This window comes from Delftia sp. WSY_12 (genome assembly GCF_043104645.1).
In the GTDB taxonomy this organism is placed as follows: domain Bacteria; phylum Pseudomonadota; class Gammaproteobacteria; order Burkholderiales; family Burkholderiaceae_C; genus Comamonas; species Comamonas tsuruhatensis.
Genome location: NZ_JBICKW010000030.1, coordinates 14082 through 40930, shown reverse-complemented (window position 1 = coordinate 40930; position 26849 = coordinate 14082). Strand labels below are relative to the sequence as shown.

Genomic DNA, 26849 nt, shown 5'->3' with positions numbered 1-26849 from the left:
GTTCCATCCATGGATGCATGACCCGCAGGATGGTCAGTCTCTGCCCGACCCAGAAGGCGGTCGATGGGACCCGCCAGCAGGTCGATGCTGGGCTCCTGCGCAGCACCGAGTTCGGCCAGATCTTCGATGCGGACCTGCGGCATCAGATAGGCTGCAAAGCGTACAAAGTCGGGCCACCATGCGTCTGCCACCTGCCCCGATGCAGGCGGCACAAAGGGATCGACCAGGCCCACGAAACCCGTGCCCGGCTCCCGTGATTGCAGCCGCTGCGCCATCAGCACCGCCAGCGTACCTCCCAGTGACCAGCCCAGCAGATGGCAGGGACCCGTCGGTTGTACGGCACGCACCATGCGGCAGTAGTCATCGGCCATCTGCTCCAGACAAGCATCCAGATGCGCGGGATCGGCCAGGCTGCGGCACGGTATGGCGTAGACGGTGCGGACACCATTCAAAGCCCGCGCCAGAGGCTGGTAGTCGAACACGGTGCCAAAGCCAGCATGCACGCAAAACAGTGGCGGCGCGGCATCGCACACGGCATTCAAGGCCACCAGGCCGCAAGGCAGCTGCGCCGCTGCAGCGCCCAACCCCAGCAGCCCGGCGATGGTGGGCCGCTGCAAAAGATCACGCAGCTTGAAGTCCAGCCGGCTGTTGCCGAGCTTGCGGACCTTGGCATGCATCCTGAGGCTCAGAAGCGAGTCCCCGCCCAGCTCGAAGAAATTGTCCGTTTCGCCCACGGGCTGCACTCCCAGCACTTCCTCCCAGATCTGCGCCAGTGCACGCGCCTCGGCGGTCGATGGCGGAGCATGGTGGCGCTGCGCATCCGCTTGCGGCGCGGGCAGGGCATGCCGGTCCAGCTTTCCGCTGACCAGGCGCGGCAGGGCGGGCAGCAGCAGCACATGCGCGGGCACCATGTAGTCCGGCAATCGTTCGCCCAGTTGCTGGCGCACGCTCCGCGCCAGGACCTGGCCGGCGCTGGCGGCATTCGCCACGACGTAGGCCGTCAGCTGCTTGCCCCCCGGCGCGTCATGGACCAGGACGGCGGCATCCATCACGCCCGCCACGCTGCGTACTGCCTTCTCGACCTCGCCCAGCTCGATGCGGAAGCCGCGGATCTTGACCTGGTGATCGGCCCGGCCGATGTACTCGATGTTGCCGCCGCTCAACCAGCGCACCAGATCGCCCGTGCGGTACAGCCTGCCTCCACGGTCGTCGAAAGGATCAGCGACGAAGCGCTCGGCCGTCAGCGCGCGCCGATCCAGATAGCCACGCGCCAGGCCATAGCCACCGATGTACAGCTCGCCGATCATGCCCTCGGGCAGCAGCTGCATATCGTCGTCCAGCACATAGGCGCAGCGCTCACCCACAGGTCGGCCTATGGGCGCGTAGGCACAATCGAAGCTGCCTTCTGACGACGTGCGCCAGATCAGCGGCGTCACCACCGTTTCCGTCGGGCCATAGCCGTTGATGAGCCAGCGCGGCTTCAACCGTGCACGGACCTTGTCATAGGCAGCCTTGGGCATCGCTTCCCCCCCGAACACGTACAGCTCCACCGCAGGCACATCGTCGCGCTGCGCCGCCCATTCGGCGATCTCGCCGAGGTAGGCAGGGGGAAACGCCGCCGTCGTCACGCCGTGGCGGTGCAAGGCCTGGTAGGTCTGCTCGGCAGTCCACAGCTCGTTGTCGCGCACGGCCAGGCTGGCGCCCACGCACAGCGGCGTGAGCCAGCGTTCATGCGCTCCGTCGAACGAGAACGACATGAAATGCAGTTCGCAGGAGTCCGCCGTCATGCCGTAGATCTCCGCCGTGGCAAGGCAGTGCATGGCCAAGGGTCCATGGGACACCGTCACACCCTTGGGCATGCCGGTGGAGCCGGAGGTGTAGATCACATAGGCCAGGTTGTCCGGGCTCAGCGAGACAAGAGGGCGCGCCTCGCTCGTGCCTTGAAGATCGATTTCGTCCAGCAGCAGCGTCGCGACCTGGGTGCCCGCCAGGTGTGGCCAGGCGCAGCGCTGGCTCAGCAGAAGCACGGCGCCGCTGTCCTTCAGCATGAAGGCCAGCCGGTCGGCGGGATAGGCGATATCCAGCGGCAGATAGGCGCCTCCGGCCTTGAGCACGGCCAGCAGGGTGACGATGGTGTCCAGCGAACGCTCCAGCGCCACAGCCACCACCTTGTCGGGCCCTACACCCTGCGCGATCAGATGGTGCGCGAGTCGGTTGGCCTGCGCATCGAGCTGCCCATAGCGCATCTGCGCCTCGCCCATCTTCAGCGCGACGGCCTGCGGCCGGGATTGCGCCTGGTGCTCGATCAGGGCATGGACCGTCGATCGCGGAGCAGGCTGCGCCCCCCCCTGGCCCAGCGACAGCACGGCCGTCCTGACCGACGGGTCCAGCCAGCCCAGCGATCCCACCGGCTGTGCCGCACCCACCAGCATCTGGTCCAGAAGATGCTCGACCATGCGCTGCATGGTAAGCGCCTGGCCTTCGTCGAAGCTGCTGCGTGCATAGCAGTACTCGATCTCCAGCGTCTCGCCCACGGTGACCTGCAGGTCCATCGCGTAGCCCGTCAGACCACTGCCTGCCACGCTGCCGAATTCCAGGCCGAAGCGGTCCAGTTGCCTCAGCGTCCGGTCCACCGGATGGTTCTCGAACACGATGATGCTGTCGAACAGCGGCCTGCCGGAGCAGCCGGCCCAGCGCTGGATATCTGCCAGCGCCGCATACTCGAATTCCCTGGCGCGCAGGTTGCGTGCCTGCATGCCGCGCAGGAACTCGCCCGACGACAGCCCGGGCCGCACGTTCACGGCAATCGGAATGGTGTTGATGAACAGGCCCAGCATCTCCTGCGCGCCCTCCACCTGTGCAGGCCGCCCCGCCACCGTGGCGCCGAAGATCACCCGGGAACTGCCGGTGTGGCGCTGCAGCACCAGCGCCCAAGCAGCCTGGACCAGTGTGTTCATGGTCACCCGCTCGCGCTGGGCATGGCGCTGGAGCTCCTGCGTCCGAGTGGCGCCCAGGCGCGTGTAGACCTTGCCGTAGCCAGGAGAGGGCTCGTCCGAGGCAGCCCCCGCAAGCAGGCAGGCGCCATCCAGAGCGCGAAGCTCTTCTGTCCAGAATGCCTGCGCCGCCCGGGCATCCTGCCGATGCAGCCAGCGCACATAGTCGCCGTAGGCAGGGGGCCGTGCGGGCAGATCCTCGCCTGCATAGCACTGCAGCCATTCCCCCAGCAGGCGGGAGTCGCTCCACCCGTCGGAGACGATGTGCTGCTGGGTCCAGATCAGCTGATAGCGCGTCTCGGTGAGCCGGATCAGGCACACCCGCACCAGCGGCGGCGCAAGCCAGTCGGGCACCTGCAGCAGCTCCTGCCTTGCAAATGGCTCCAGCCGCAGGCCCGCATCGGGGTCCGCACGCCAGTCGCTGACGGCAAATTGCGCCGTTGCCTCACGCATCACCAATTGCAGGGGCCGCTGCATGCCCTCCTGCCAAAGAAATGCCGTGCGCAGATGGGCATGGCGCTGCACCATGGACGACCACGCCTGCGCCAGGCGCGCGGCATCGACATGGGACAGCTGCACGCTCAGCTGGTTGACATACAGCCCCGAGCCTGGCGCCTCCATGGCGTGAAAGAGCATGCCCTCCTGTGTGGGGGTGAGCGGGTAGACATCCTCGATGGCTGACGGATCCAGGGCCAGCGCAGCCAGTGCATCGGCATCCAGAAAATCGGCCAGTTGCCCGGGCTTTGCGGACACCGGCGGCTCGCAGGCCATGCCCTGCAGCGGCAGCATGACCGTCGCCAACTGGGCAATGGTCTGCTGCTCGAACAATTGCCGGGGCGTGAGCTTCCAGCCCGCACGGTGTGCACGGCTGACGATCTGCAGACTCAGGATGGAGTCGCCACCGCGCGCAAAGAAATTGTCGTGCCGACCGACCTGCTCCACCTCCAGCACCTGAGCCCAGATGCCCGCCAGCAGTTGTTCGGCCTCGCCCTGCGCCGTCTCATAGCCGCCGTCATGGTCCTGGCCGGGCTCGGGCAACTGCTTTCTGTCCACCTTGCCGTTGGAATTCAGCGGAAGGGAAGGCAGCACCACGATGGCCGTCGGCACCATGTAGTCCGGCAGTAGCGTCAGCAGGCGCTGCCTGAGCAGCGGCCAGTCGATGTGCCTGCCCGCACGGGCCGAGACATGGCCCACCAGTCGCCCCCCGCCCGGGCCACCCGCGACCACCACGACCGCTTCGCGCACTTCGGGCTGGGCCAGCAGTTGTGCCTCGACCTCGCCCAGCTCGATGCGCAGTCCCCGGATCTTGACCTGGTGGTCCATGCGGCCCAAGTATTCGAGCTGGCCCCGTGCGCTCCAGCGCACCAGATCGCCTGTGCGGTAGAGCCGGCCAGCGCCATCGGCGTCGAAGGGGTCGGCGACAAAGCGATCGGCCGTCAGGCCCGGCCGGTTCAGATAGCCGCGTCCAAGCCCCGTGCCACCCAGGAAAAGCTCGCCAGCCACGCCCTGCGGCAAAGGCTGCATGCAGGCATCGAGCACATAGGTCCTGATGCCACTGATGGGCTGGCCTATGGGCACCTGGCTTCCGCCGTCATCGCGGCAGCTCCAGTGCGTGACGTCGATGGCTGCCTCGGTGGGGCCGTACAGGTTGTACAGGCGCGCCTGGGGCAGATGCCGCAAGACGGCATTCTGCGCTTCGGCAGGCAGTGCCTCGCCGCTGCAGAAAATGCGCCTGAGGCCGGTGCAGGCCTGCATGCCCTCATGGGCCAGAAAGGCCTGCAGCATGGACGGCACAAAGTGCAGGCTGGTGACCCGCTGTCCCCGGATCAACTCCACCAGCCGGGCGGGATCGCGGTGATCGCCAGGCGCGGCAATCACCAGCCTTGCGCCTGCCATCAACGGCCAGAAGAACTCCCAGACCGATACATCGAAGCCAAAGGGCGTCTTTTGCAGGACCGCGTCCGAGGCGTCCAGCGCATAGGCGCTCTGCATCCAGGCCAGGCGATTGTGCAGCGCTGCATGCCGGTTGGCAGCCCCCTTGGGCCGCCCCGTGGAGCCCGAGGTGAAGATCACATAGGCCAGGTTCTCGCCGTGCACAGGTACCTGCGGGTCGTGGCCAGGCTGGCTGTCAAGATCCAGCCCGTCCAGCGCCAGAACCTGCAGGCCATCGCCCGCCGCAATGCCATGGCGCAGCGCACCGTGCGTGAGCAGCCATTCAATGCCACTGTCCTCCACCATGGATGACAGTCGCTGGGCAGGCTGCTCCGGGTCCAGCGGAACATAGGCACCGCCCGCCTTCATGACGGCCAGCAGCGCCACGACCATGTCGAAGCTGCGCTCCAGCGCAATGCCCACGCGTCTCTCAGGCCCCACACCGGCCGCGATCAACCAGTGCGCCAACTGGTTGGCGCGTTGGTTCAATTTCCCGTAACTCAGCGACAGACTCCCAAAGACCAGCGCCACGGCGCCGGGCGTGGCGCGGACCTGGCGTTCGATGGCACGGTGCACAGGCGCTTGCCATGGGTCGGCTACGGCCTGGACACCCCATCGCTGCTGCAATGCCCACTCCTGCGCCGACAGCAGCTGCAGCTCGCCCGCGCTTTGCGCCGGACTGCGCTCCAGCGCTTCGACCAGAACGCCGGTGGCCGCTTCCAGGGCATCGCACAGGCATTGCGCTCCTACGGCCGCGCTGGTCTGAGCCACCAAGGCAAAGCCGTCTCCCAGATCGTCGATGGACATGGCTACCGGGTAATTGGTGCGTTCGCGCCCGCCCAGCAGGGTCACGCCCTCCCAGCCCCCCTCGGCTCCCTGCCCCGGCCCCTGGTGTTGCGGCTGCACGCCATAGCGGTAGTTCAGCAGGGCCGAGAACAAGGGCGTGCCGCCCGGCACCGCACTGCAGCGCTGGGCCAGCGACAGACTGGCATGCTCATGGTGCATCAGCTGTGTCAGCAGGGAATGTGTCTGGCGCAGACAGTCCTGCACGGTCTGCGCTCCCAGCTTCACCCGCAGCGGCAGCGTGTTGATGAACATGCCCAATGCGTTGTGCGCACCCTCGCCGCCCTGCATGCGCCCGAACAGCACGGTCCCAAACACCACGTCGTCACGGCCCGTGCTCCTGCCCATCACAAGCGCCCAGGCCAGGTGCAGCAGGCTGGCTGCGCTGACGCCGTTGCGCTGTGCCGTCTTGCGCACGCGCTGCGCCAGGCTGGCCTGCAGCGGCAGGCGCGCTTCCTGCACAGCGGCACCATTGCCCTGGACATCAAGCAGCCCGAACGGCGCCGTCGGCTCATCGACATCGCCGAGCATGGCACCAAAGAAAGCCTCGTGCTCGGCGACGCTCACGCCCAGCCTGGCCCGGGCCACGAAGCGCCTGAACGGCAGGGGCTGCGGCAGTGCACCATGGCGGCCCTGCTGGATCAGCGCGATCTCCTCGACCACGCGTTCCAGCGTCGTGTGGTCCAGCACCAGATGGTGAGTGAGCAACTGCAACAGCCAGCGCTGCTGCGCGGCATCGTGCGAGGCCACGGCACGGATCATCGGGGCACGGCGCACATCGATGCGATGCACCCTGGGATCAATCCGGGCATACAGCCGCCCGGCAACATCTGCTTCAGCGGCCTCGTCCTGCAACCATTCGATCCGTACATCGGCACGACGGCAGACCACCTGCACGGGCTCGCTCAGGCCTTCCCACAGCACGGCCGTGCGCAGGATGTCATGGCGCGCAATCACCTGATTGAGGCTGTCCACAAAGTCCTGCATTCGCTGGCTGCTGTCGAAGGCCAGCAGATTCGGCGTGGCGTAGGCATCGCCCTGCTGGTGCAGCGTGTGGTGGAACAGAATGCCTTCCTGCAGCGGCGCCAGCGGATAGATGTCCTGGATGTTGGCCGATCCGCCCGGAACGGCGGCCTCCACCAGCGCAATCTCCTGCGCGTCCAGCCGCACCAGGGTCAGCATGGCGGGCGTGATCGCCGTGCAGTCATCGGGGATACCGTTGGGCGGTACCTCGACCTCGGCGCTGTCATCGGCCCGCGTGACCTGCGCGGCGAAATCCGCCAGCTGCGGATGCTGGAACAGGCTTCGCACGGAGGCCGTCAGGCCATGCGCCCGCATGCGCTCCAGCATGCCCAGTGCGAGCAGGGAGTGCCCACCCAGCTCGAAGAAGTGGTCATGGCGCCCCACCAGCTCGCGGCCGAGCAGCTCAGCCCAGATGGCCGCCAACTGCGTCTCGGTCGCCGTGAGCGGCTGCGCGTACTCGCGCTCCAACCACTGCGGCGCCGGCAGCGCCTTGCGGTCCACCTTGCCGTTCGCATTCAGTGGAAGGCCTTGCAGCACGACGATGGATGAAGGCACCATGTAGTCCGGCAGCACACCAGCCAGCGCCTGCCTGAGCCTGGCGGCCAGGCGTTCATCTTCACCGGGGGCCGCCACATAGCCCACCAGGCATTCGCCGCCGGGACCGTGCGCGGCGACCACCACGGCTTCGCGCACTTCGGGCCGGGCCAGCAGATGTGCCTCGATCTCGCCCAGTTCGATGCGCAGTCCCCGGATTTTGACCTGATGGTCCATGCGGCCCAGATACTCAAGCTGGCCTTGCGCATTCCATCGCACCAGGTCACCTGTGCGGTAGAGACGCCCCTTGCCGCTGCTGTCGAAGGGATCGGCCACAAACCGCTCCGCCGTCAGGCCGGGACGGTTCAGATAGCCGCGTGCCAGGGCCATGCCGCCCAGATACAGCTCGCCTGCCACGCCCTGGGGCACAGGCGCCATGTCGGCGTCCAGCACCCAGGTGCCGGTGGCGCTGATGGGGCGACCAATAGGCACCTGGTGGCTGCCGTCGTCCTGGCAGGTCCACTGCGTGACGTGGATGGCCGCCTCGGTGGGCCCGTAAAGATTCTGCAGGCTGACGCCGGCCAGCCGCTGCAATGCCTCGCGCTGGGTAGCGGCCGGCATGGCCTCGCCACCGCAGATAACGTAGCGCAGGCGCGTCTGCGCCTCGATACCCTCATGCGCCAGAAAGGCCTGCAGCATGGAGGGCACGAAATTCAGCGTGGTGATCTGATGGCGCCGGATCAGCTCCACGATGCGCGCTGGCTCGCGCTGGTCACCGGGCTGGGCGAGCACCAGCTTCACGCCCGTGGTCAGGGGCCAGAACATCTCCCAGACCGACACGTCGAAACCGAAGGGCGCCTTGTGCAGCACCGCGTCCTGGGCCGTGAGCCCATAGCGTTCCTGCATCCATGCCATGCAATTGCTCAGTGCGTCATGGCGGTTGGCAGCCCCCTTGGGCCGGCCCGTCGATCCCGAGGTGTAGATCACATAGACCAGGTTCTGGCCATCGACTTCGACCTGTGGATCATGGTCCGGCCAGACGCCAGGCTCGGATGCGTCGAGATCGACCACCTGCAGGCCGTGCTGGTCGGGAAGCAGCGACTGACCGGGCCCCTGGCACAGCACCAGGCGCACGCCGCTGTCCTGCAGCATGTAGGCCAGGCGCTCGCGCGGATAGTCAAGGTCCAGCGGCACGTAGGCGCCACCCGCCTTGAGGATGGCCAGCAGCCCGACCATCATCTCCACGGAGCGCTGGGCTGCAACGGCCACGCGCGTCTCCAGCCCCACTCCCAGCGACATCAGACGGTGCGCAAGAAGGTTGGCACGGCGGTTGAGTTCGCCGTAGCTCAGCGCTGCATCGCCAAATGCCAAGGCCACGGCATCCGGAGTGCGCCGGGCCCATGCTTCGAACGAGCGATGCACGGGCTGCCCCTGCCCCGCAGGCATGCGATTGAGCCCCCAGGCGGCCAACTGGCGCTGCTCTTGCGGCTGCAACAGAGGCACATCGCCCAGCGCCTGTTGGGGATGCTCCGCCAGCGCCTGCAGCAACGCCTGGCAATGGCCTGCCATGCGGGCAATGGTTTCGCTCTCGAACAACGGCGCTGCATAGCTGAAGGCCAGCCGCACCTCGCCGTCGGCGCTTTCGCTGCTGTTGAGCACCAACTCGAACTGCGCGGCACGCTCGTCCTGCGGGCAGGGCTCCAGCAGCAGCCCTGCCATCTGCCGCGGCAATGCAGCGGCCGTGCGCTGGTGGTTGTGCATGACCTGGAACAGGGCCTGGACCCCCAGGTTGCGCTCGGGCTGCAGGGCTTCCACCAGTTGATCGAACGGCAAATCCTGATGTGCCTGCGCACCCAGCGCCGCCTCCCTGGCCTGTCGCAGCACCTGCACCATGGGCATGCGCATGTCGATGCGGTTGCGCAGCACCTGCGTGTTGACGAACAGGCCGACCAGTCCCTGCGTCTCTGCCCGCTGCCGGTTGGCCAGAGGCACGCCCACCCGGATATCGCCTTGGCCGCTGTAGCGTGCCAGCAGGGCTTGCCATCCGGCCAGGAGCGCCATGAACAGCGTGGCCCCCTCGGCGCGCGCCCGCGCCTTCAAGGCCTGTACCAGCGGCCTGGGAAGCAGCAATACGTGCTCGGCGGCGGGGTAACGGCCATCGGCGCGGCGCGGGTGGTCGGCCTGCAGTTGCAGCACAGGCTGGTCCTGGCCCTGGCCCAATTGCTGCGTCCAGTACGCAAGCTGCCTATCGCGCTCGCCCGCCTCCATCCAGTTTCTCTGCCACAGCGCATAGTCGGCGTACTGCACCGGCAGGGAGGGCAGCCCGGCCGCCAGCGACTGCACATGTGCAGCGTATTGCGCGGCAAACTCCTCCACCAGGATCTGCATGGACCGCCCATCGGAGACGATGTGGTGCATGACGACCACCAGCAGGTGCCGGTCCTGCGCCTCGCGTATCAGCGCCACCCGCAGCAGCGGGCCTGTTTCAAGATCAAAGGTGCGATTGCACAGGGCCTGCATCTGCACTGCCGGCTGCGAGGCTTCGACAACAGGGATGTCAATCTCCACGTGCTCCAGCACGCACTGCAGCGGCAGCCCCTCAGGCCCGGCCTTGAACACGGTGCGCAGCGTGGCATGGCGCGCCACCAGGGCCCCAAAGCCGGTGCGCAGGGCGTCAAGGTCCAGCGCCCCGTGCAGCCGCCATGCTCCGCTGATGTGGTAGGCCGCGCTTTGCGGCTCCAGCTTCCAGAGAAACCACATCCGGGCCTGGGCATAGGAGGCCGGTGTGACGGCCCCATCCTGCGCCGGGACAATCGGCAAGCCTGAGAAATCAATGCCCTGGGCCGCCAGGGCATCAAGGAACTGGCGCCGCTTTCCCGGGACGAGCACGTTGAAGCGATGGGCGATGTCGAATTCCGTGTTTTTCATTCCAGGTCCAGCTCTGCGAGTAGGGATGCCATCTTTTCCAGATCGGCGGTTTTCTTGATGTGGGCGGGCGCGGCATGGGCCTGCACGAGCCGGGCCAGCGCCGCCAGCGATGGGCTTTCAAAACAGGCCTTGAGCGGCAGTTGCACCGACAGCTGCCGGCCTATCTGCAATTGCATTTCGAGCAGGGTCATGGAATGTCCGCCCAGCTCGAAGAAGTTGTCCTTCCGGCCCGCGCGCTCCACGCCCAGCACCTCGGCCCAGATCTGCGCCAGCGTTTCTTCCAACTCGCCCTGCGGTGCCTCGTATTCCTGCGCGCTGACCATCTCCGGCTCGGGCAGCGACTTGCGGTCCACCTTGCCGTTGGCCGTCAAAGGCAGGGCTTCGAGCACGACGATGGCCGAAGGCACCATGTAGTCGGGCAGCACCTGGCCCAGGCGCTGCTTGAGCTGGCTTTCGTCCACCGCGTCACGCAGGGAGACATAGGCGATCAGCCTTGCACCATCCTTGGCCAAAACCACGGCCTCGCGCACCTCGGGCTGGGCCAGCAGTTGCGACTGCACCTCGCCCAGCTCGATGCGAAAGCCCCGGATCTTGACCTGCTGGTCGGCACGGCCCAGGTATTCAAGTTCGCCCTGGGCGCTCCAGCGCACCAGATCGCCTGTGCGGTACAGGCGCTCGCCGGACTCCGCGAAGGGGTTGGCGATGAAGCGCTCTGCCGTCAGTCCTTGCCTGTTGAGATAGCCGCGTGCCAAGCCCTCGCCTGCCACGTACAGCTCCCCGGCCACGCCCTGCGGCAGCAGGTTCAGGCTGCCATCGAGCACATACAGGCCCAGGTCCGGAATCGCCACGCCCACGGGGCTGCGTCCGCCGTCCAGATCCTTCCGGGTGATCTCCCGGTACGTCACATGCACCGTGGTCTCGGTGATGCCGTACATGTTGACGAGTTGGGGGCTCTGGTCACCGAAGCGGTCAAACCAGGGCCGCAGGCTCTCGGGCTCCAGCGCCTCGCCGCCAAAGATCACCTGGCGCAGCGCCAAGCCAGCGCCGCCCTGCTCGTTCCCATCTTCCTGCTCCACCGCATGCACCAGCTGTCCAAAGGCCGAAGGTGTTTGATTGAGAACCGTTACGCGCTCCGCACGCAGCAAAGCCAGGAAGTCCTGGGGCGAGCGGCTGATCCAGTACGGCACCACCACCAGCCGACCGCCCGTGCACAGGGCGCCGAAGATCTCCCATACCGAGAAGTCGAAGGCGTAGGAATGGAACAGGGTCCAGACATCGTCAGGCCCGAAGCCGAACCAGGCATCGGTGGCATCCAGCAGCCGTGCCACGTTGCGGTGGCTCAGTTGCGCGCCTTTGGGTTTGCCTGTCGAGCCCGAGGTGTAGATCACATAGGCCAGGCTGTCCGGGTTCACATCGACCTGCGGATCGGTATCGGGTTCGCCCGACAGGTCCAGCATGTCGATCTCCAGCACCTGCAGCGCAGCAGCGCCGGGAATGCGCTCGTGCAGCGCCGCTTGCGTCAGCACCAGGGAGATCCCGCTGTCGGCCACCATGTGCGCCAGCCGGTCGGCCGGGTAGTCCGGGTCCAGCGGCACATAGGCGCCACCGGCCTTGAGGATGGCCAGCAGTCCCACCACCATCTCCACCGAGCGCTGCATGGCAATGCCCACGCGCGTCTCCGGGCGCACGCCCAGGGCGATCAGACGACGGGCCAGGCGGTTGGCCTGGGCGTCGAGTTCGGCGTAGGTCAGCGTTCTGGCCTCGCAGCTCAAGGCCGGGGCGCGGGGATGGCTCCGTGCCTGGGCCTGGAAGCGGCCGTGCAGCGCCATGGCTCCCCCATGACCACCATGCGCCTGTGAGCCCAGGTATTGGCCATGGGCCAGCAAGCGGCTGCGCTCCTCCGGATCCAGCAGGTCGATATCGCCCAGTGCCTTGGCACCTCCACGGGCCAGCCCCATCACCAATTGATCCATCGCGCCATGCAGGCGGCCACAGAGCACGGCGGGCTCCACAGCGCCGGCGACCTGGGCGACCAGACCAAAGCCCTCTCCCTGATCGTCCACGGACATGCACAACGGATAGTTCGTCCGCTCCATGCTGTCCACGATCTCCATGCCTTCCAGCGCCTGCGACGATGTGCGCGCCTGCGGCCGGCTGTAGCGAAAATTCAGCAGCGCGGTAAACAGGGGCGCGCCTGCGGGCAGGCCGCTGCAGCGCTGGGCCAGCGTCAGGCCGGCATGCTCGTGCTGCAACAGCGTGGACAGCGTGGCGTGGGTGTCCAACAGCGCATCGCGCAAGCCAAGGCGGCCCAGCCGGATGCGCAGCGGCAAGGTGTTGACAAACAGTCCCAGCGAGCGGCCCGCCTCTTCGCCAGCCTGCATGCGGCCCAGCAGCACTGTGCCGAACACCACATCCTCACGGCCCGTGGCACCGGACAGCACCAGGGCCCATGCCAGATGGAAAACCGATGCCGGGCTCACACCGTACAGCCGGGCCTGGCGGCGGACGGCCTTTGCCAGATCGGCATCCAGGGCCAGACGCGCCTCCCTCACATTGCGGCCATCGCCCTGTACATTCAGCAGCCCATAGGGCACGGTGGGCTCCTGCACATCGGCCAGCATGCTGCGAAAGAACTGCTCATGGGCGGTGGATGACACGCCCCTGCGCGCCTGCGCCACAAAGCGCCTGAAGGGAACCGGCACAGGCAGCGCATGCACGCGACCCTGCTGCACCAGGGCGATTTCCTCCACCAGCAAATCCACGGTGGCATGGTCCAGCACCAGATGGTGGCAGGCCACCCGCAGCAACCAACGGCCGCCCTCGGGAGACTGCAGGGCCAGCGCTTCGATCATGGGCGCCTTGCGTACATCCAGGCGCTGCGGCTGTGCTGCCCCGGCTTCAAGCCAGCGAGTCTGCAAGCGGGCCTGGCGCAACACCACCTGCACGGGCTCGGCCAGCCCTTCCCAGAGCACGGCCGTGCGCAGGATTTCATGGCGCGCAATCACCTGGTTGAAGCTGTCCATGAAACGCTGCAACCGCTCGCGGCTGTCGAAGGACAGCGTGTGCCATGTCAGATAGGCATCGTTCTTCGTATGCAGCAGGTGGTGGAACAGAATTCCCTCCTGCAACGGCGCCAGCGGGTAGATGTCCTGGATGTTGGCCGCCCCACCGGGCACCGCAGCGGCAATGCGTGCAATCTCATCCTCATCCAGCGCCACCAGGGTCAGCATGTCCGGCGTGATCGCCGTGCAGCCTTCGGGGATGCCGTTGGGTGGCACATCGATCTCGCCGGCCACCTGCTCCCCTTGCTCACCCTGCTGCTCCTGCTGTTCCTCCAGTACCGCCTGCGCAAACTCCGCCAGCCTCGGGTGCTGGAACAGCGTGCGCACCTGCACGCGCAGGCCCTGGGCGCGCACGCGCTCCAGCAGGCCCAGGGCGAGCAGCGAATGCCCGCCCAGCTCGAAGAAGCCGTCCTGCCGGCCCACGCGCTCCACGCCCAGCACCTCGGCCCAGATCTGCGCCAGCGTTTCCTCCAACTCGCCCTGCGGTGCCTCATATTGCTGGGCGCTGACCATCTCCGGCTCGGGCAGCGCCTTGCAGTCCACCTTGCCGTTGGCCGTCAAAGGCAGGGCATCGAGCACGACGATGGCCGAGGGCACCATGTAGTCGGGCAGTACCTGGCCCAGTCGTCCCTTGAGCAGACCCTCTGCGATTTCTGCATTCAGCGACACATAGGCGATCAGTCTGGCACCGCCCGCCCCCTCCTTGGCCAGCACCACCGCCTCACGCACTTCAGGCTGGGCCAGCAGTTGCGACTGCACCTCGCCCAGCTCGATGCGGAAGCCCCGGATCTTGACCTGCTGGTCGGCACGGCCCAGGTATTCGAGTTCGCCCTGAGCGTTCCAGCGCACCAGATCGCCCGTGCGGTACAGGTGCTCGCCTGTCTCGCTGAACGGGTTGGCAATGAAGCGCTCTGCCGTCAGTCCTTGCCTGTTGAGATAGCCGCGTGCCAAGCCCTCACCCGCCACATACAACTCTCCCGCCACGCCCTGCGGCAGCAGGTTCAGGCTGCCGTCGAGCACGTACAGGCCCAGGTCCGGAATCGCCACGCCCACGGGGCTGCGTCCGCCCTCCAGATCCTTCCGCGTGATCTCCCGGTACGTCACATGCACCGTGGTCTCGGTGATGCCGTACATGTTGATGAGTTGGGGGCCCTGGTCACCGAAGCGGTCAAACCAGGGCCGCAGGGTCTCGGGCTCCAGCGCCTCGCCGCCAAAGACCGCATGGCGCAGCGCCAGGCCAGCGCCGCCTTCTTCATCCTGCTCCACCGCATGGACCAGCTGCCCGAAGGCCGAAGGTGTTTGATTGAGAACCGTTACGCGCTCGGCACGCAGCAAAGCCAGGAAGTCCTGGGGCGAGCGGCTGACCCAGTACGGCACCACCACCAGCCTGCCGCCCGTGCACAGGGCGCCGAAGATCTCCCAGACCGAGAAGTCGAAGGCGTAGGAGTGGAACAGGGTCCAGACATCGTCAGGCCCGAAGCCGAACCAGGCATCGGTGGCATCCAGCAGCCGTGCCACGTTGCGGTGGCTCAGTTGCGCGCCCTTGGGGCGGCCCGTGGAGCCCGAGGTGTAGATCACATAGGCCAGGCTGTCGGCCGAGACTTCAACCTGCGGATCGGTATCGGGTTCGCCCGACAGGTCCAGCATGTCGATCTCCAGCACCTGCAGCGCAGCAGCGCCGGGAATGCGCTCGCGCACCGCAGCCTGCGTCAGCACCAGGGCAATGCCGCTGTCCTCGACCATATGTGCCAGACGATCGGCAGGGTAATCCGGGTCCAGCGGCACATAGGCGCCACCGGCCTTGAGGATGGCCAGCAGTCCCACCACCATCTCCACCGAGCGCTGCATGGCAATGCCCACGCGCGTCTCCGGGCGCACGCCCAGGGCGATCAGACGGCGGGCCAGGCGGTTGGCCTGGGCGTCGAGTTCGGCGTAGGTCAGCTGTGCGGACTCGCAGGTCAGCGCCACCGCATTTGGCCGCTGCTGCGCGCTTGTGGCAAAGCGCTGGTGCAGGCAGGCGGGCTGCGCAGGGTTGAGGGCCGGTCCATTGCGGGTACTGCGGCGCGCACTGCGGTCCAGAAGCTGCGCCTGCTCATCGCCGGGCAGCAGCTGCACCTGGTCCAGCGCGCACTGCGGCGCATGCGCCAGCGCCTGCAGCAGCAGCGACAGATGCGCGCCCATGCGCCGCACCGTGGCCGGCTCGAAGCGCTCGCGCGCATAGGCAAAGCCCAGTTGCAGGCTGCCGTCGGCGCGGCGGCTGGCGTGCAGGGTCAGCTCGAACTGGGCGGCCAGGCCGTCCAGCTCCAGCTTCTGGATCTCCAGGCCCGCCAGGCCGGCCGCCTCTTCGTGCTGGTAGTTCAGCATCACCTGGAACAGCGAGCTGCCGTCCAGGCTGCGGCGCGGCTGCAGCGCCTCGACCAGTTGCTCGTAGGGCAGGTCCTGGTGGGCCAGGCCCAGGCGGACCCGCTCGGCCAGCTGGGCCAGCAGCTCCTGCAGGCGCATGCGGGGATCGAGCCGGCCACGCATCACCAGCGTGTTGACGAAGAAGCCGACCAGCAGCTGGGCCTCGGGCTGGTTGCGGTTGGCCACGGGCACGCCCACGCGGATATCGGTCTCGGCGGTATAGCGGTGCAGCAGGGCCTGGAAACCGGCCAGCAGCGCCACGAAGAGGGAGGTGCCCTGCTCGCGGGCGCGCTGCTCCAGTCCGGCCACCAGGCTGGCGGGCAGCTCCAGCCGGTGCCAGGCGGCATGCCAGCGGTTCTCGGCGCCCGGCGCGCGGGCATGGTCAGCGGGCAGCTCCAGATGCAGGTCCTGCCCCCCGGCCAGCTCGGGCAGCCAGTAGTCCAGCAGGCGCTGCCTTTCCCCGGCCTCCAGCCAGTCGCGCTGCCAGGCGGCGTAGTCGGTGTAGGCAATGGGCAGCGGCGGCAGGCGGGTCGGGCGCTGCTGCACCAGTGCCGCGTACAGGCCGGCGAACTCCTCCAGCAGGATCTGCATGGAGCGGCCGTCGGAGATGATGTGGTGCATCACCACCACCAGCAGGTGCTGGCGGCTGTCCAGGCGGACGGCGGCCACGCGCAGCAGCGGTCCGCGCGTCAGGTCAAAGGGCGTGAGGCACAGGCGCTCGGCTTCGGCCAGGGCCCGTTCGCGCCGCTGTGCGGCAGGCAAGGGGGTCAGGTCGATCAGCGGCAGCTCCAGGGCCAGCTGCGGCACGATGCGCTGCCGCGCCAGGCCGTCTGGGCTTTCCTCGAACACCGTGCGCAGTCCGCCGTGGCGCTCCAGCAGCACGCCGAACGCCTGCCGCAAGGCCGCCAGATCCAGCTCGCCATGCATCCACGAGGCCTGGGCGATGTGGTAGGCCGAGCTTTGCGGGTCCAGCTTCCACAGGAACCACTGGCGCAGCTGCGCATGGGACAGGGCTTCGGTCTGGTCGGGCGATGGTGCGCGCACCGGGATGGGGAAATGCGAGAGATCCAGTCCCTCGGCCCGGATCTTTTGCAATGCCAGCGTGCGCTGGGCAGGGCTCAGGCTTGCAAAGCGCTCGGCGATTTGGCGCAGGCGGCCACGGTCCATCAGATATCTCCCAGAGTTTCGAGAAAGGAATCCAGCGCATCGAGCGCCTGCGCATCCGCGCCTGTCGTGCCTGTCGTGCCTGTTGCACCCGCAGCACCCGCAGCATCCGCGCCGCCATGGGCCGGCAGGCGCACCAGGCCCGCCATGTCCTGCAGCACCGGGGTGCGGAAAATGTCCTGGGCGGTCAGCCCCGCAGCGCCTGCCCCCTGCAGTCGCGCCAGCAGTTGCACCACCTTGAGCGAGTGCCCGCCGCGCTCGAAGAAGCTGTCGCGGCGGTCCACGCGGCCACCGCCCAGCAGCTCGGACCAGAGCCCGGCCAGCATTTCCTCGGCCTGCCCCGAAGGCGCCTCGTAGGACGGGCCGGACGATGCCTGCGCCGCAGGCAGCGCGGCACGGTCCACCTTGCCGCTGTTGTTCAGCGGCAGCGTGTCCAGCACCACGATGGCGGATGGCAGCATGTAGTCGGGCAGGCCGCTGGCCAGTCTTGCGCGCAGTGCCGCAGCGTCCAGGGGCGGGCCTGCATGCAGCGATGCATGTAGCGGCGCATGCAGAGATACATGCGCCACAAGGCGCGTATCGCTGCCGGACCCCGCTGCCGTGACCACGGCCTCGCGCACCTCGGGCTGGGCCAGCAGCGCGGCCTCCACCTCGCCCAGCTCGATGCGGTGGCCGCGGATCTTGACCTGGTGGTCCAGCCGGCCCAGGTATTCGAGCGCGCCATCGGCATTGCGGCGCACCAGGTCGCCCGTGCGGTACAGGCGTTCGCCAGCCTCACCCGGTCCCGCGAAAGGATCGGCCACAAAACGCTCTGCGCTCAGGCCCGGCCGCTGCCAGTAGCCGCGCGCCAGGCCCTGGCCGCCAATGAACAGCTCACCGGCCACGCCTTGCGGCACGCAGCGCAGTCCTTCGTCAAGCACCAGCAGCCGGGTGGCCACGATGGCCTGGCCCAGGGTGGCGGCATCGCCCTGTACCTGCTGCAGGCTGGACCAGATCGTGGTCTCGGTCGGGCCGTAGAGGTTCCAGAGGTCCACGCCCGCCGCGCGCAGCAGGGCGATCAGGTCCGGTGCAAGCGCCTCGCCGCCGCACAGCGCCTTCAGCGGCCGTGCCGCCTTCCAGCCACCGGCCAGCAGCAGGCGCCAGCCCGAGGGCGTGGCCTGCATCACGCTGGCGCGGCTGCGCTCCAGCAGCGCCGCCAGCGCGGCCGCGTCGCGCACCTGTTCGCGCCCGGCCACCACCAGCTGCGCGCCCACGGCCAGGGGCAGGAAGATCTCCAGGCCCGCAATGTCGAAGGACACGGAGGTCGTGGCCAGCACCACGTCCTGCGCCTGCAGGCCCGGCTGTGCCGCCATGGACTGCAGGAAGTTGGAGAAGGCCGCATGCCGCACCACCACGCCCTTGGGCCGGCCGGTAGAGCCCGAGGTGTAGATCACATAGGCGGCCTGGTCGCCATGCACCTCGACGCGGGGCGCGCGTTCCGTGCCTGCCTGCGGCCCTGGCTCCCTTGCCTCCACTGCCTCCGGTACCTCCAGTGCCTCCAGTTCCAGCACCTTCGGCACGCTGGCGGCGAGCACGGCCAGCCGGCCCGGCGCCAAGCCCGAGGCCAGCGCCAGGCAGGCTCCGCTGTCCTGCAGCATGTACTGCATGCGCTCATCGGGCAGGGCTGGATCGACGGGCACGTAGGCAGCGCCCGCCTTGAGGATGGCCAGCAGGCCGGCCACCATGGCGGCCCCGCGCTCGGCCACCAGGCCCACGCGCTGCCCGGGCCGCAGCCCCTGGGCGATCAGGGCCTGCGCCAGGCGGCTGGCCCGCCGATCCAGATCGCCGTAGCTGAACACCTGCCCGTCCGCGGCCAGGGCCGGGGCCTGGGGCCGCTGCCTTGCCTGCGCCTCGAACATGCGGTGCACCGGCAAGGCCTGGGGCCAAGACCGGGGGTTGCCGGCCTGCGCCAGCAGCGCCTGGCGCTCGGCCGGGGGCACCACGTCCAGCGTGCGCAGGTCGCGGCCGGGCTGCTGCTGCAGCGCCTGCACCAGCGCCTGCAGGGCCTGCTGCATGTAGGCGCAGACACGCCCGGCCCCTACGCTGCGCACCACCTGGGCGACGAGCACAAAGCCCTGGCCGTCGTCATCCACGGCCATGCCCACGGGATAGTTGCTGCGCTCGGGGCGGCCCAGCACCTGCACGCCGGCCCGGGCCAGCTCTTGCGCAGCGCCCTCGGCCGCGCCATGCCGGTAGTTCAGCAATGCGCTGAACAGCGGCGTTCCCGCAGGCAGGCCGCTGCAGCGCTGGGCCAGCGACAGGCTGGCATGCTCGTGCTGCAGCAGCGCCGCAAGCGCCGCTGCCGTGCTGCGCAGGCCCTGGAGCACGCTGCCTTCGCCCAGCGGCAGGCGCAGCGGCAAGGTGTTGATGAACATGCCCAGCGCCTGCTGCGCACCGGCGCCGCCGTCCATGCGGCCCATCAGCACGGTGCCGAAGACCGGCTCCTGCCTGCCGCTGGTGCGGGCCAGCACCAGCGCCCAGGCCAGGTGGCAGAGCGCGGCGGGGCTGACCCCGTGCGCACGCGCCTGGCGGCGCATGCCCTGGGCCAGTGGGGCGTCCAACCGCAGGCGGGCCTCCTCCATGCCACGGCCATCGCCTTGCACGTCCAGCAGGCCGAAGGCGGCCGTGGGCTCCTGCACATCGGCCAGCATGCGGCGGAAGAACCGCTCGTGCGCCTCGGCCGCCACGCCCTGGCGCGCCTGCGCCACAAAGCGCCGGAAGGGCACGGGCACCGGCAGCTCGGCCGTACGGCCCTGCTGAAGCCGCAGCACTTCCTGCAGCAGCAGGTCCAGCGTGATGCGGTCCATCACCAGGTGGTGACTCAGCAGTTGCAGCAGCCAGCGGCCTTGCCCGGCATCGTGCGCGGCCCGCGCCCCTATCATCGGCGCCTGCCGCACGTCCAGGCGCAGGTCGTGGCTGCGCAGTTGCTCCAGCATCTGCGGCACCAGTGCCTCATGTGCCTCATCCGCATCAGGCCACTGCAGCTGCAGAGGTGCCTGGCGCAGCACCACCTGCACCGGCTCGGACAGCCCTTCCCAGAGCACGGCCGTGCGCAGGATGTCATGGCGCGCAATCACCTGGTTGAGGCTATGCACGAAGGATTGCAGCTGCTCGCGCGCCCCGAAGCTCAGCAGGTTGGGCGAGACGAACACATCGCCCCCGGACTGCAGCAGGTGGTGGAACAAAATCCCCTCCTGCAGCGGCGCCAGCGGGTAGATGTCCTGGATGTTGGCCGCCCCACCGGGCACCGCAGCGGCGATGCGTGCAATCTCATCGTCATCCAGCGCCACCAGGGTCAGCATGTCCGGCGTGATCGCCGTGCAGCCTTCGGGGATGCCGTTGGGTGGCACATCGATCTCGCCGGCTACCCGCTCCCCCCGCTCACCCTGCTGCTCCTGCAGCACCGCCTGCGCAAACTCCGCCAGCCTCGGGTGCTGGAACAGCGTGCGCACCTGCACGCGCAGGCCCTGGGCGCGTACGCGCTCCAGCAGGCCCAGGGCGAGCAGCGAATGCCCGCCCAGTTCAAAGAAGCCGTCCTGCCGGCCCACTCGCTCCACGCCCAGCACCTCGGCCCAGATCTGCGCCAGCGTTTCTTCGAGTTCACCTTGCGGTGCCTCATATTGCTGGGCGCTGACCATCTCCGGCTCGGGCAGCGCCTTGCGGTCCACCTTGCCGTTGGCGGTCAAAGGCAGGGCATCGAGCACGACGATGGCCGAGGGCACCATGTAGTCGGGCAGTACCTCGCCCAGCCGGTCCTTGAGCAGACCCTCTGCGATTTCTGCATTCAGCGACACATAGGCGATCAGTCTGGCACCGCCCGCCCCCTCCTTGGCCAGCACCACGGCCTCGCGCACCTCGGGCTGGGCCAGCAGTTGCGACTGCACCTCGCCCAGCTCGATGCGGAAGCCCCGGATCTTGACCTGCTGGTCGGCACGGCCCAGGTATTCGAGTTCGCCCTGAGCGTTCCAGCGCACCAGATCGCCCGTGCGGTACAGGCGCTCGCCCGTCTCGCTGAACGGGTTGGCAACGAAGCGCTCTGCCGTCAGTCCTTGCCTGTTGAGATAGCCGCGTGCCAAGCCCTCGCCTGCCACGTACAACTCTCCTGCCACGCCCTGCGGCAGCAGGTTCAGGCTGCCGTCGAGCACATACAGGCCCAGGTCCGGAATCGCCACGCCCACGGGGCTGCGTCCGCCCTCCAGATCCTTCCGCGTGATCTCCCGGTACGTCACATGCACCGTGGTCTCGGTGATGCCGTACATGTTGATGAGTTGGGGGCTCTGGTCACCGAAGCGCTCGAACCAGGGCCGCAGGCTCTCGGGCTCCAGCGCCTCGCCGCCGAAGATCACCTGGCGCAGCGCCAGGCCAGCGCCGCCCTGCTCGTTCCCATCTTCCTGCTCCACCGCATGCACCAGCTGCCCAAAGGCCGAAGGTGTTTGATTGAGAACCGTTACGCGCTCCGCACGCAGCAAAGCCAGGAAGTCCTGGGGCGAGCGGCTGACCCAGTACGGCACCACCACCAGCCTGCCCCCCGTGCACAGGGCGCCAAAGATCTCCCAGACCGAGAAGTCGAAGGCGTAGGAGTGGAACAGGGTCCAGACATCGTCAGGCCCGAAGCCGAACCAGGCCTCGGTGGCGTCCAGCAGCCGTGCCACGTTGCGGTGGCTCAGTTGCGCGCCCTTGGGACGGCCCGTGGAGCCGGAGGTGTAGATCACATAGGCCAGGCTGTCCGGGCTCACATCGACCTGCGGATCGGTATCGGGTTCGCCCGACAGGTCCAGTAGCTCGATCTCCAGCACCTGCAGCGCAGCAGCGCCGGGAATGCGCTTGCGCACCGCCGCCTGCGTCAGCACCAGAGAGATCCCGCTGTCGGCCACCATGTGCGCCAGCCGGTCGGCCGGGTAATCCGGGTCCAGCGGCACATAGGCGCCGCCGGCCTTGAGGATGGCCAGCAGGCCGACCACCATCTCCACCGAGCGCTGCATGGCGATGCCCACGCGGGTCTCCGGCCGCACGCCCAGGGCGATGAGGCGGTGGGCCAGGCGGTTGGCCCGGGCGTCGAGTTCGGCGTAGCCGAGAACGTGGTGCTCGAAGGACAGCGCCTGCGCCCCGGCTCGCGCCAATGCCTGGCTGGCGAAGCGGCCGTGCAGCGTCTGCGCTGCGGCCGGCCGGCCGGCAGGCAGGCCGGCGGCGCGGCCCCATGCCTGCTGCCTGTGCAGCTCGGCCGCGCCCAGCAAGGCGACCTCGCCCACCTTGCGGGCCGGATCATCGGCCAGCGCCTGCAGCATGGCCACATAGTGGCCGGCCAGCGCGCCGATGGTGGCGGCCTCGAACAATTCGCGGGCATAGGTCAGGCGCAGGTGCAGGCGGCCCTGCGCATCCTCGGTGGTGTCCACCGTCAGCTCGAACTGGGCACCCTGGCCCTGCAGCGCATATTCCTGCAGCTCCAGCCCAGGCAGTTGCTGCAGCGCGCTGCGGTCCTGGCGCTGGTGGTTGAACAGCACCTGGAACAGCGGCTGGGTGCCGGCGTTGCGTTCGGGCTGCAGCGCCTCGACCAGTTGCTCGAAGGGCAGGTCCTGGTGGGCCTGCGCGCCCTGGGCGGCCTGCCGGGCCTGGTCCAGCAGCTGCGCCAGGCCCAGGCGCCCGTCCAGCGTGGCGCGCAGAACCTGGGTGTTCACGAAAAAGCCCACCGTGCCCTGTGTTTCCACCCGGTGGCGGTTGGCAATGGGCACGCCCACGCGAATGTCTTCCTGGCCCGTGTAGCGGTGCAGCACGGCCTGCAGGCCCGCCAGCAGCAGCACGAACAGCGTTGCGTCCTGCGCCTGGGCGCGGCGGCGCAGGCTGCCGACCAGTTCGGCCGGCAGCTGCAGGCCATGGCTGGCGGCCACATGGTCCGCGCCGGGCCGGCGCGGGTGGTCGGTGGGCAGTTGCAGCACGGGGTGCGTGTCACCCAGCTGGGTGCGCCAGTAGGCCAGTTGCCGCTGCCGCTCGCCGGCCTCCAGCCACTGGCGCTGCCAGGCCGCGTAGTCGGCGTACTGCAGCGGCAGGGGTGCGGCCTGCGGCACCTGTCCCTGGCACCGTGCGCGGTACTGCTGCACGAATTCATCCACGATGATCTGCATGGACCAGCCGTCGGAGACGATGTGGTGCATGGCCACGACCAGCAGATGCGCCTCGGCCGACTCCCGGATCAGGCCCACGCGCAACAGCGGCCCGGCCTGCAGGTCGAAGGGCTGGCGGTGCACGGCAGCCGCCGCTTGGTGCAGTTGTTCCTGACGCTGCGCAGCGGGGAGTTCGGACAGATCCGTTTGCTCGACCCGCACACTGCCCTGTGCGGCAATCACCTGCACCACCTGCCCGCCCCCGCCCATGCGGAACACCGTGCGCAGCGACTCGTGGCGCGCCACCAGCGCGTCGAAGCTTTGCTGCAGCGCCAGCACATCGAGCGTGCCCAGCAGACGCAGCGCGCCGCTGATGTGATAGGCCGTACCGGCCGGCTCCAGCTGCCACAGGAACCATTGGCGCAATTGCGCAAAGGACAGCGGCAGCGGGCCACTGCGGTCGGCCCTGGGCAGGGGCGCCGTGCCTTCGGTCTGCTCGGCGCCGGCGACCGGCCCCTCCACCAGCCGTGCCACACCCGCTGGCGTCTTGCCCGTGAACAGCTGCTTGGGCGTGAGCTTGACGCCGCGCTTGCGGGCGCGCGCCACCAGCTTGAGCGCGAGGATGGAGTCCCCGCCCAGCGCGAAGAAGTCGTCATGCCGGCCCGCGCGCTCCAGGCCGAAGAGGTCGACCCAGACGGCGGCCAGCGCCTGCTCGGCCTCGCCTTGGGGCGCCTCGAACAGATCGGCGGCCGCCTGCTCCGGCACGGGCAGGGCCTTGCGGTCGATCTTGCCGTTGGCCGTCAGGGGCATGCCCTCCAGCACGGTGATGCTGGCGGGCACCATGTATTCGGGCAGCGCCTGCGCCAGCGCGGCGGCCCACCCCTGCCTGTCGGCGGGCACGCCCGCCTGGGACACGGCATAGGCATGCAGCTGCATGCGCCCGTCCCCGCCGCCCTCCCCGTCCAGCCGCGCCACGACTTCGGCCTGGGCCACGCCGGGCACGGCCTGCAGCGCCAGCGCCACCTCGCGCAGTTCCACGCGGTAGCCGCGCACCTTCACCTGGTCGTCCATGCGGCCCAGGAACTGCAGGCTGCCATCGGCCAGCATGGTCACGCGGTCGCCCGTGCGGTACAGGCGCTCGCCCGGCTGGAACGGGCTGGCCACGAATCGCTCTGCCGTCTGCCCGGGCCGGGCCTGGTAGCCGCGCGCCAGGCCCGGCCCGCCCAGGTACAGCTCGCCGCTGGCGCCCAGGGGCACGGACTGCAGGTCGGTATCCAGCACCAGGGCGCGGCTATTGGCCAGCGGCCTGCCCACGGGCAGGCTTTCGCCGCCGCGCAGCGCCTCGCCCGCCTCCTGGGTGAGGATGCCCACCGTGGTTTCGGTGGGGCCGTAATGGTTGAGCACGCGGCAGCCGGGCCTGAGCGCGGCGATGCGGTCCACCAGCGGCCAGCGCGTAGCCTCGCCGCCCAGTACCAGGCGGCTGGCAGGCAGCACGTCAGCGGGCATGCCGGCATTCAGCAGCCCCTGCAGATGGCTGGGCACGATCTTGAGCACGTCCACCCGGTGCTCTGCCATGTAGCGCGCGAAGCCGTCGGGGTCGAAGGCCAGTTCGGGCGCCATCAGATGCAGCGCGCGCCCCGAGCACAGCGCGCCGAACAGCACGGTGTGCCCCAGGTCCGCCGCCACGGTCGAGACCATGGCCATGCTGCGCGCCGCCTCGGGCAGGTCCAGCCGCTGCAGCACGGCCTGCACATAGTGGGCCAGCGCCCCGTGGCTGACGACCACGCCCTTGGGCTGCCCGGTCGAGCCCGAGGTGTAGATCACATAGGCGCCCTGTGCGGAATGCGGCGGCGCGGCCGGCGGCGCCTGCCCCGCAATGCACGGCTCCTGGCAGGCATTCAGGTCCAGGCTCAGCAGGGGAACGCCCGCGTCCCAGGCAGGCGCCTGCTGGCAGAGCATCAGCACCGCACCGCTGTCGCGCAGCTGCCAGGCCAGCCGCTGCGCCGGCAGGCCGGGGTCCAGGGGCACATAGGTGCCACCGGCCTTGAGCACGGCAAGCAGGCCCAGCACAAAGGCGCAGCTGCGCTCGGCATGCAGGGCCACGCGCACATCGGCCCCCACGCCGCGCGCCACCAGGGTCCGGGCCAGCTGGTCGGACTGCCAGTCCAGCTGCGCGTAGTCCAGGGCCGAGCCCGCGTCCCTGACCGCCGTGCCATCGGGATGGGCCTGCACGGCGCGCGACCAGAGCTCCAGCACGCTGTCGGCGCCAAAGGCCTGCACCGGGCCTGCAGACTCCGACACGCGGCCTGGCAGCGACAGCTCGCACAGCCTGGGCTGCCTGTCGCTGATTGCGCCGGTGACCTGCCGCGCAAGGTCCTGGAACGCGGCGGCCATGTCACGCACCACGGCTTGGTCGAACAGTTCATCGGCGTAGATCAGCACGCAGTCGATGCCGTCCTGCCGGTCGGTGAAGTCCAGGCTCAGGTCGAAATGCGCCTGGCCGCTGGAGACGGCCTGCATGGCGATCTCCAGGCCGGCGATGTGGCGCGCGGCCGAGGCATCTTCCTGCTGGGTGCACTTGACCTGGAACAGCGGGTGAACGCCCGGCTGGCGGGCCGGCTGCAGCGCCTCGACCAGCAGGTGGAACGGCAGGTCCTGGTGGGCCTGCGCGCCCAGCACCGCCTCGCGCACCTGCGCCAGCAGCGCGCCGAAGTCCTGCGCGGGATCGATGTGCGTGCGCAGCACCAGCAGGTTCAGGAAGTAGCCGATCAGCCCATGCGTCTCGGCCTTCTGGCGGTTGGCCACGGGCGTGCCCACGCGCAGCTCGCGCGTGCCGCTGAAGCGGTACAGCACCAGCTTGAGCAGGGTCAGCATCACCATGAACAGCGAGGCGCCATGCGCGCGGCCCAGGGCGCGCACGCGGGTGGCCAGCGCGGCGGGCAGCGTGAACTCCAGGCGCTGCTCCTGTGCCTCCTGCGCGGCCGACCTGGCCTGCTTCATCGGCAGGGCCAGGGCCTCGTGCTCGGTGCCCAGCCGGGCGCGCCAGTAGTCCAGCTGCCGCTCGCGCTCACCGGCATCGAACCAGCGGCGCTGCCAGACGGCGTAGTCGGCGAACTGCAGGGCCATGGCCGGCAGGCGCGATGGCTGCTGCGTGCGCAGGGCCTCGTACAGGTGGAACAGCTCCTGGATCACGATGCCGTTGGACCAGCCATCGCCCGCAATGTGGTGCAGCGACAGGCCCAGCACATGCTCCTGCGCGCCCAGCCGGCACAGGACGGCGCGCAATGGCGTTTCCGTATCCAGCGCAAAGGGCTGGCGGGCCAGCAGCAGCACCTGGCGCTGGGCCTCGGCCTGCGGATCGCCGTCCGTCCATGCGCCCAGATCGACGTGGCGCAGGGGCACGGGCGCGGCGGGCTGGATGGACTGCCGGGGCTCGCCGTCCTCGTCGGCCGGATAGCAGGTGCGCAGGATCTCGTGGCGCTCGGCCAGGGCCTGCAGCGCCTGCTCCAGCGCCAGCGCATCCAGCGGCCCCGTGAGCGACAGCGATCCCACCATGTTGTAGGCGGGGCTGGCGGGCTCCAGCCGCCAGGTGAGCCAGAGGCTGCGCTGCGCGGGGGACAGGGCAATGGCCAGCGTGCGGTCGCAGCGGGTGATGGTGTGGGCCGTGTTGCGGGTGTCGCCGTTCGGCAGGCCACCTGCGCCACCTGCGCCACCTGCGTCGGATGCAGCGGGTGCACCGGATGCACCCCGGACCCTCAGGGCCAGTGCGGCACGCTGCGCATCGGACAGGCGGGACTTGCGGGAATCGAGATCGTTCAGGGACATGGTGG

General features: G+C 68.9%; 3 protein-coding genes (1 of these 3 only partly in view). All 3 read right to left on the bottom strand.

Annotated elements, in window-relative coordinates; genetic code table 11:
• Tightly spaced (each overlapping or abutting the next), the 3 genes in view from ACF8LI_RS18385 to ACF8LI_RS18375 form a layout consistent with a single transcriptional unit that may run on beyond the window.
• Positions 1–10253, bottom strand: the 5' portion of a protein-coding gene (locus ACF8LI_RS18385; RefSeq protein WP_392413705.1) for an amino acid adenylation domain-containing protein. 265 nt of this gene lie to the left of the window's left edge; only the first 10253 of its 10518 coding nucleotides appear in the window; it begins with the start codon at positions 10251–10253; its stop codon lies beyond the left edge, outside the window.
• On the bottom strand, positions 10250–16885 hold the full coding sequence (locus tag ACF8LI_RS18380) for an amino acid adenylation domain-containing protein (RefSeq protein WP_392413703.1): 6636 nt from the start codon (positions 16883–16885) through the stop codon (positions 10250–10252). The genes ACF8LI_RS18385 and ACF8LI_RS18380 overlap by 4 nt, the downstream gene beginning before the upstream one ends.
• Positions 16885–26844, bottom strand: coding sequence for an amino acid adenylation domain-containing protein (locus ACF8LI_RS18375; protein WP_392413701.1), 9960 nt, complete (start codon positions 26842–26844; stop codon positions 16885–16887). Before ACF8LI_RS18375 ends, ACF8LI_RS18380 begins: the two co-directional genes overlap by 1 nt.
• Positions 26845–26849 lie beyond the last annotated feature (5 nt).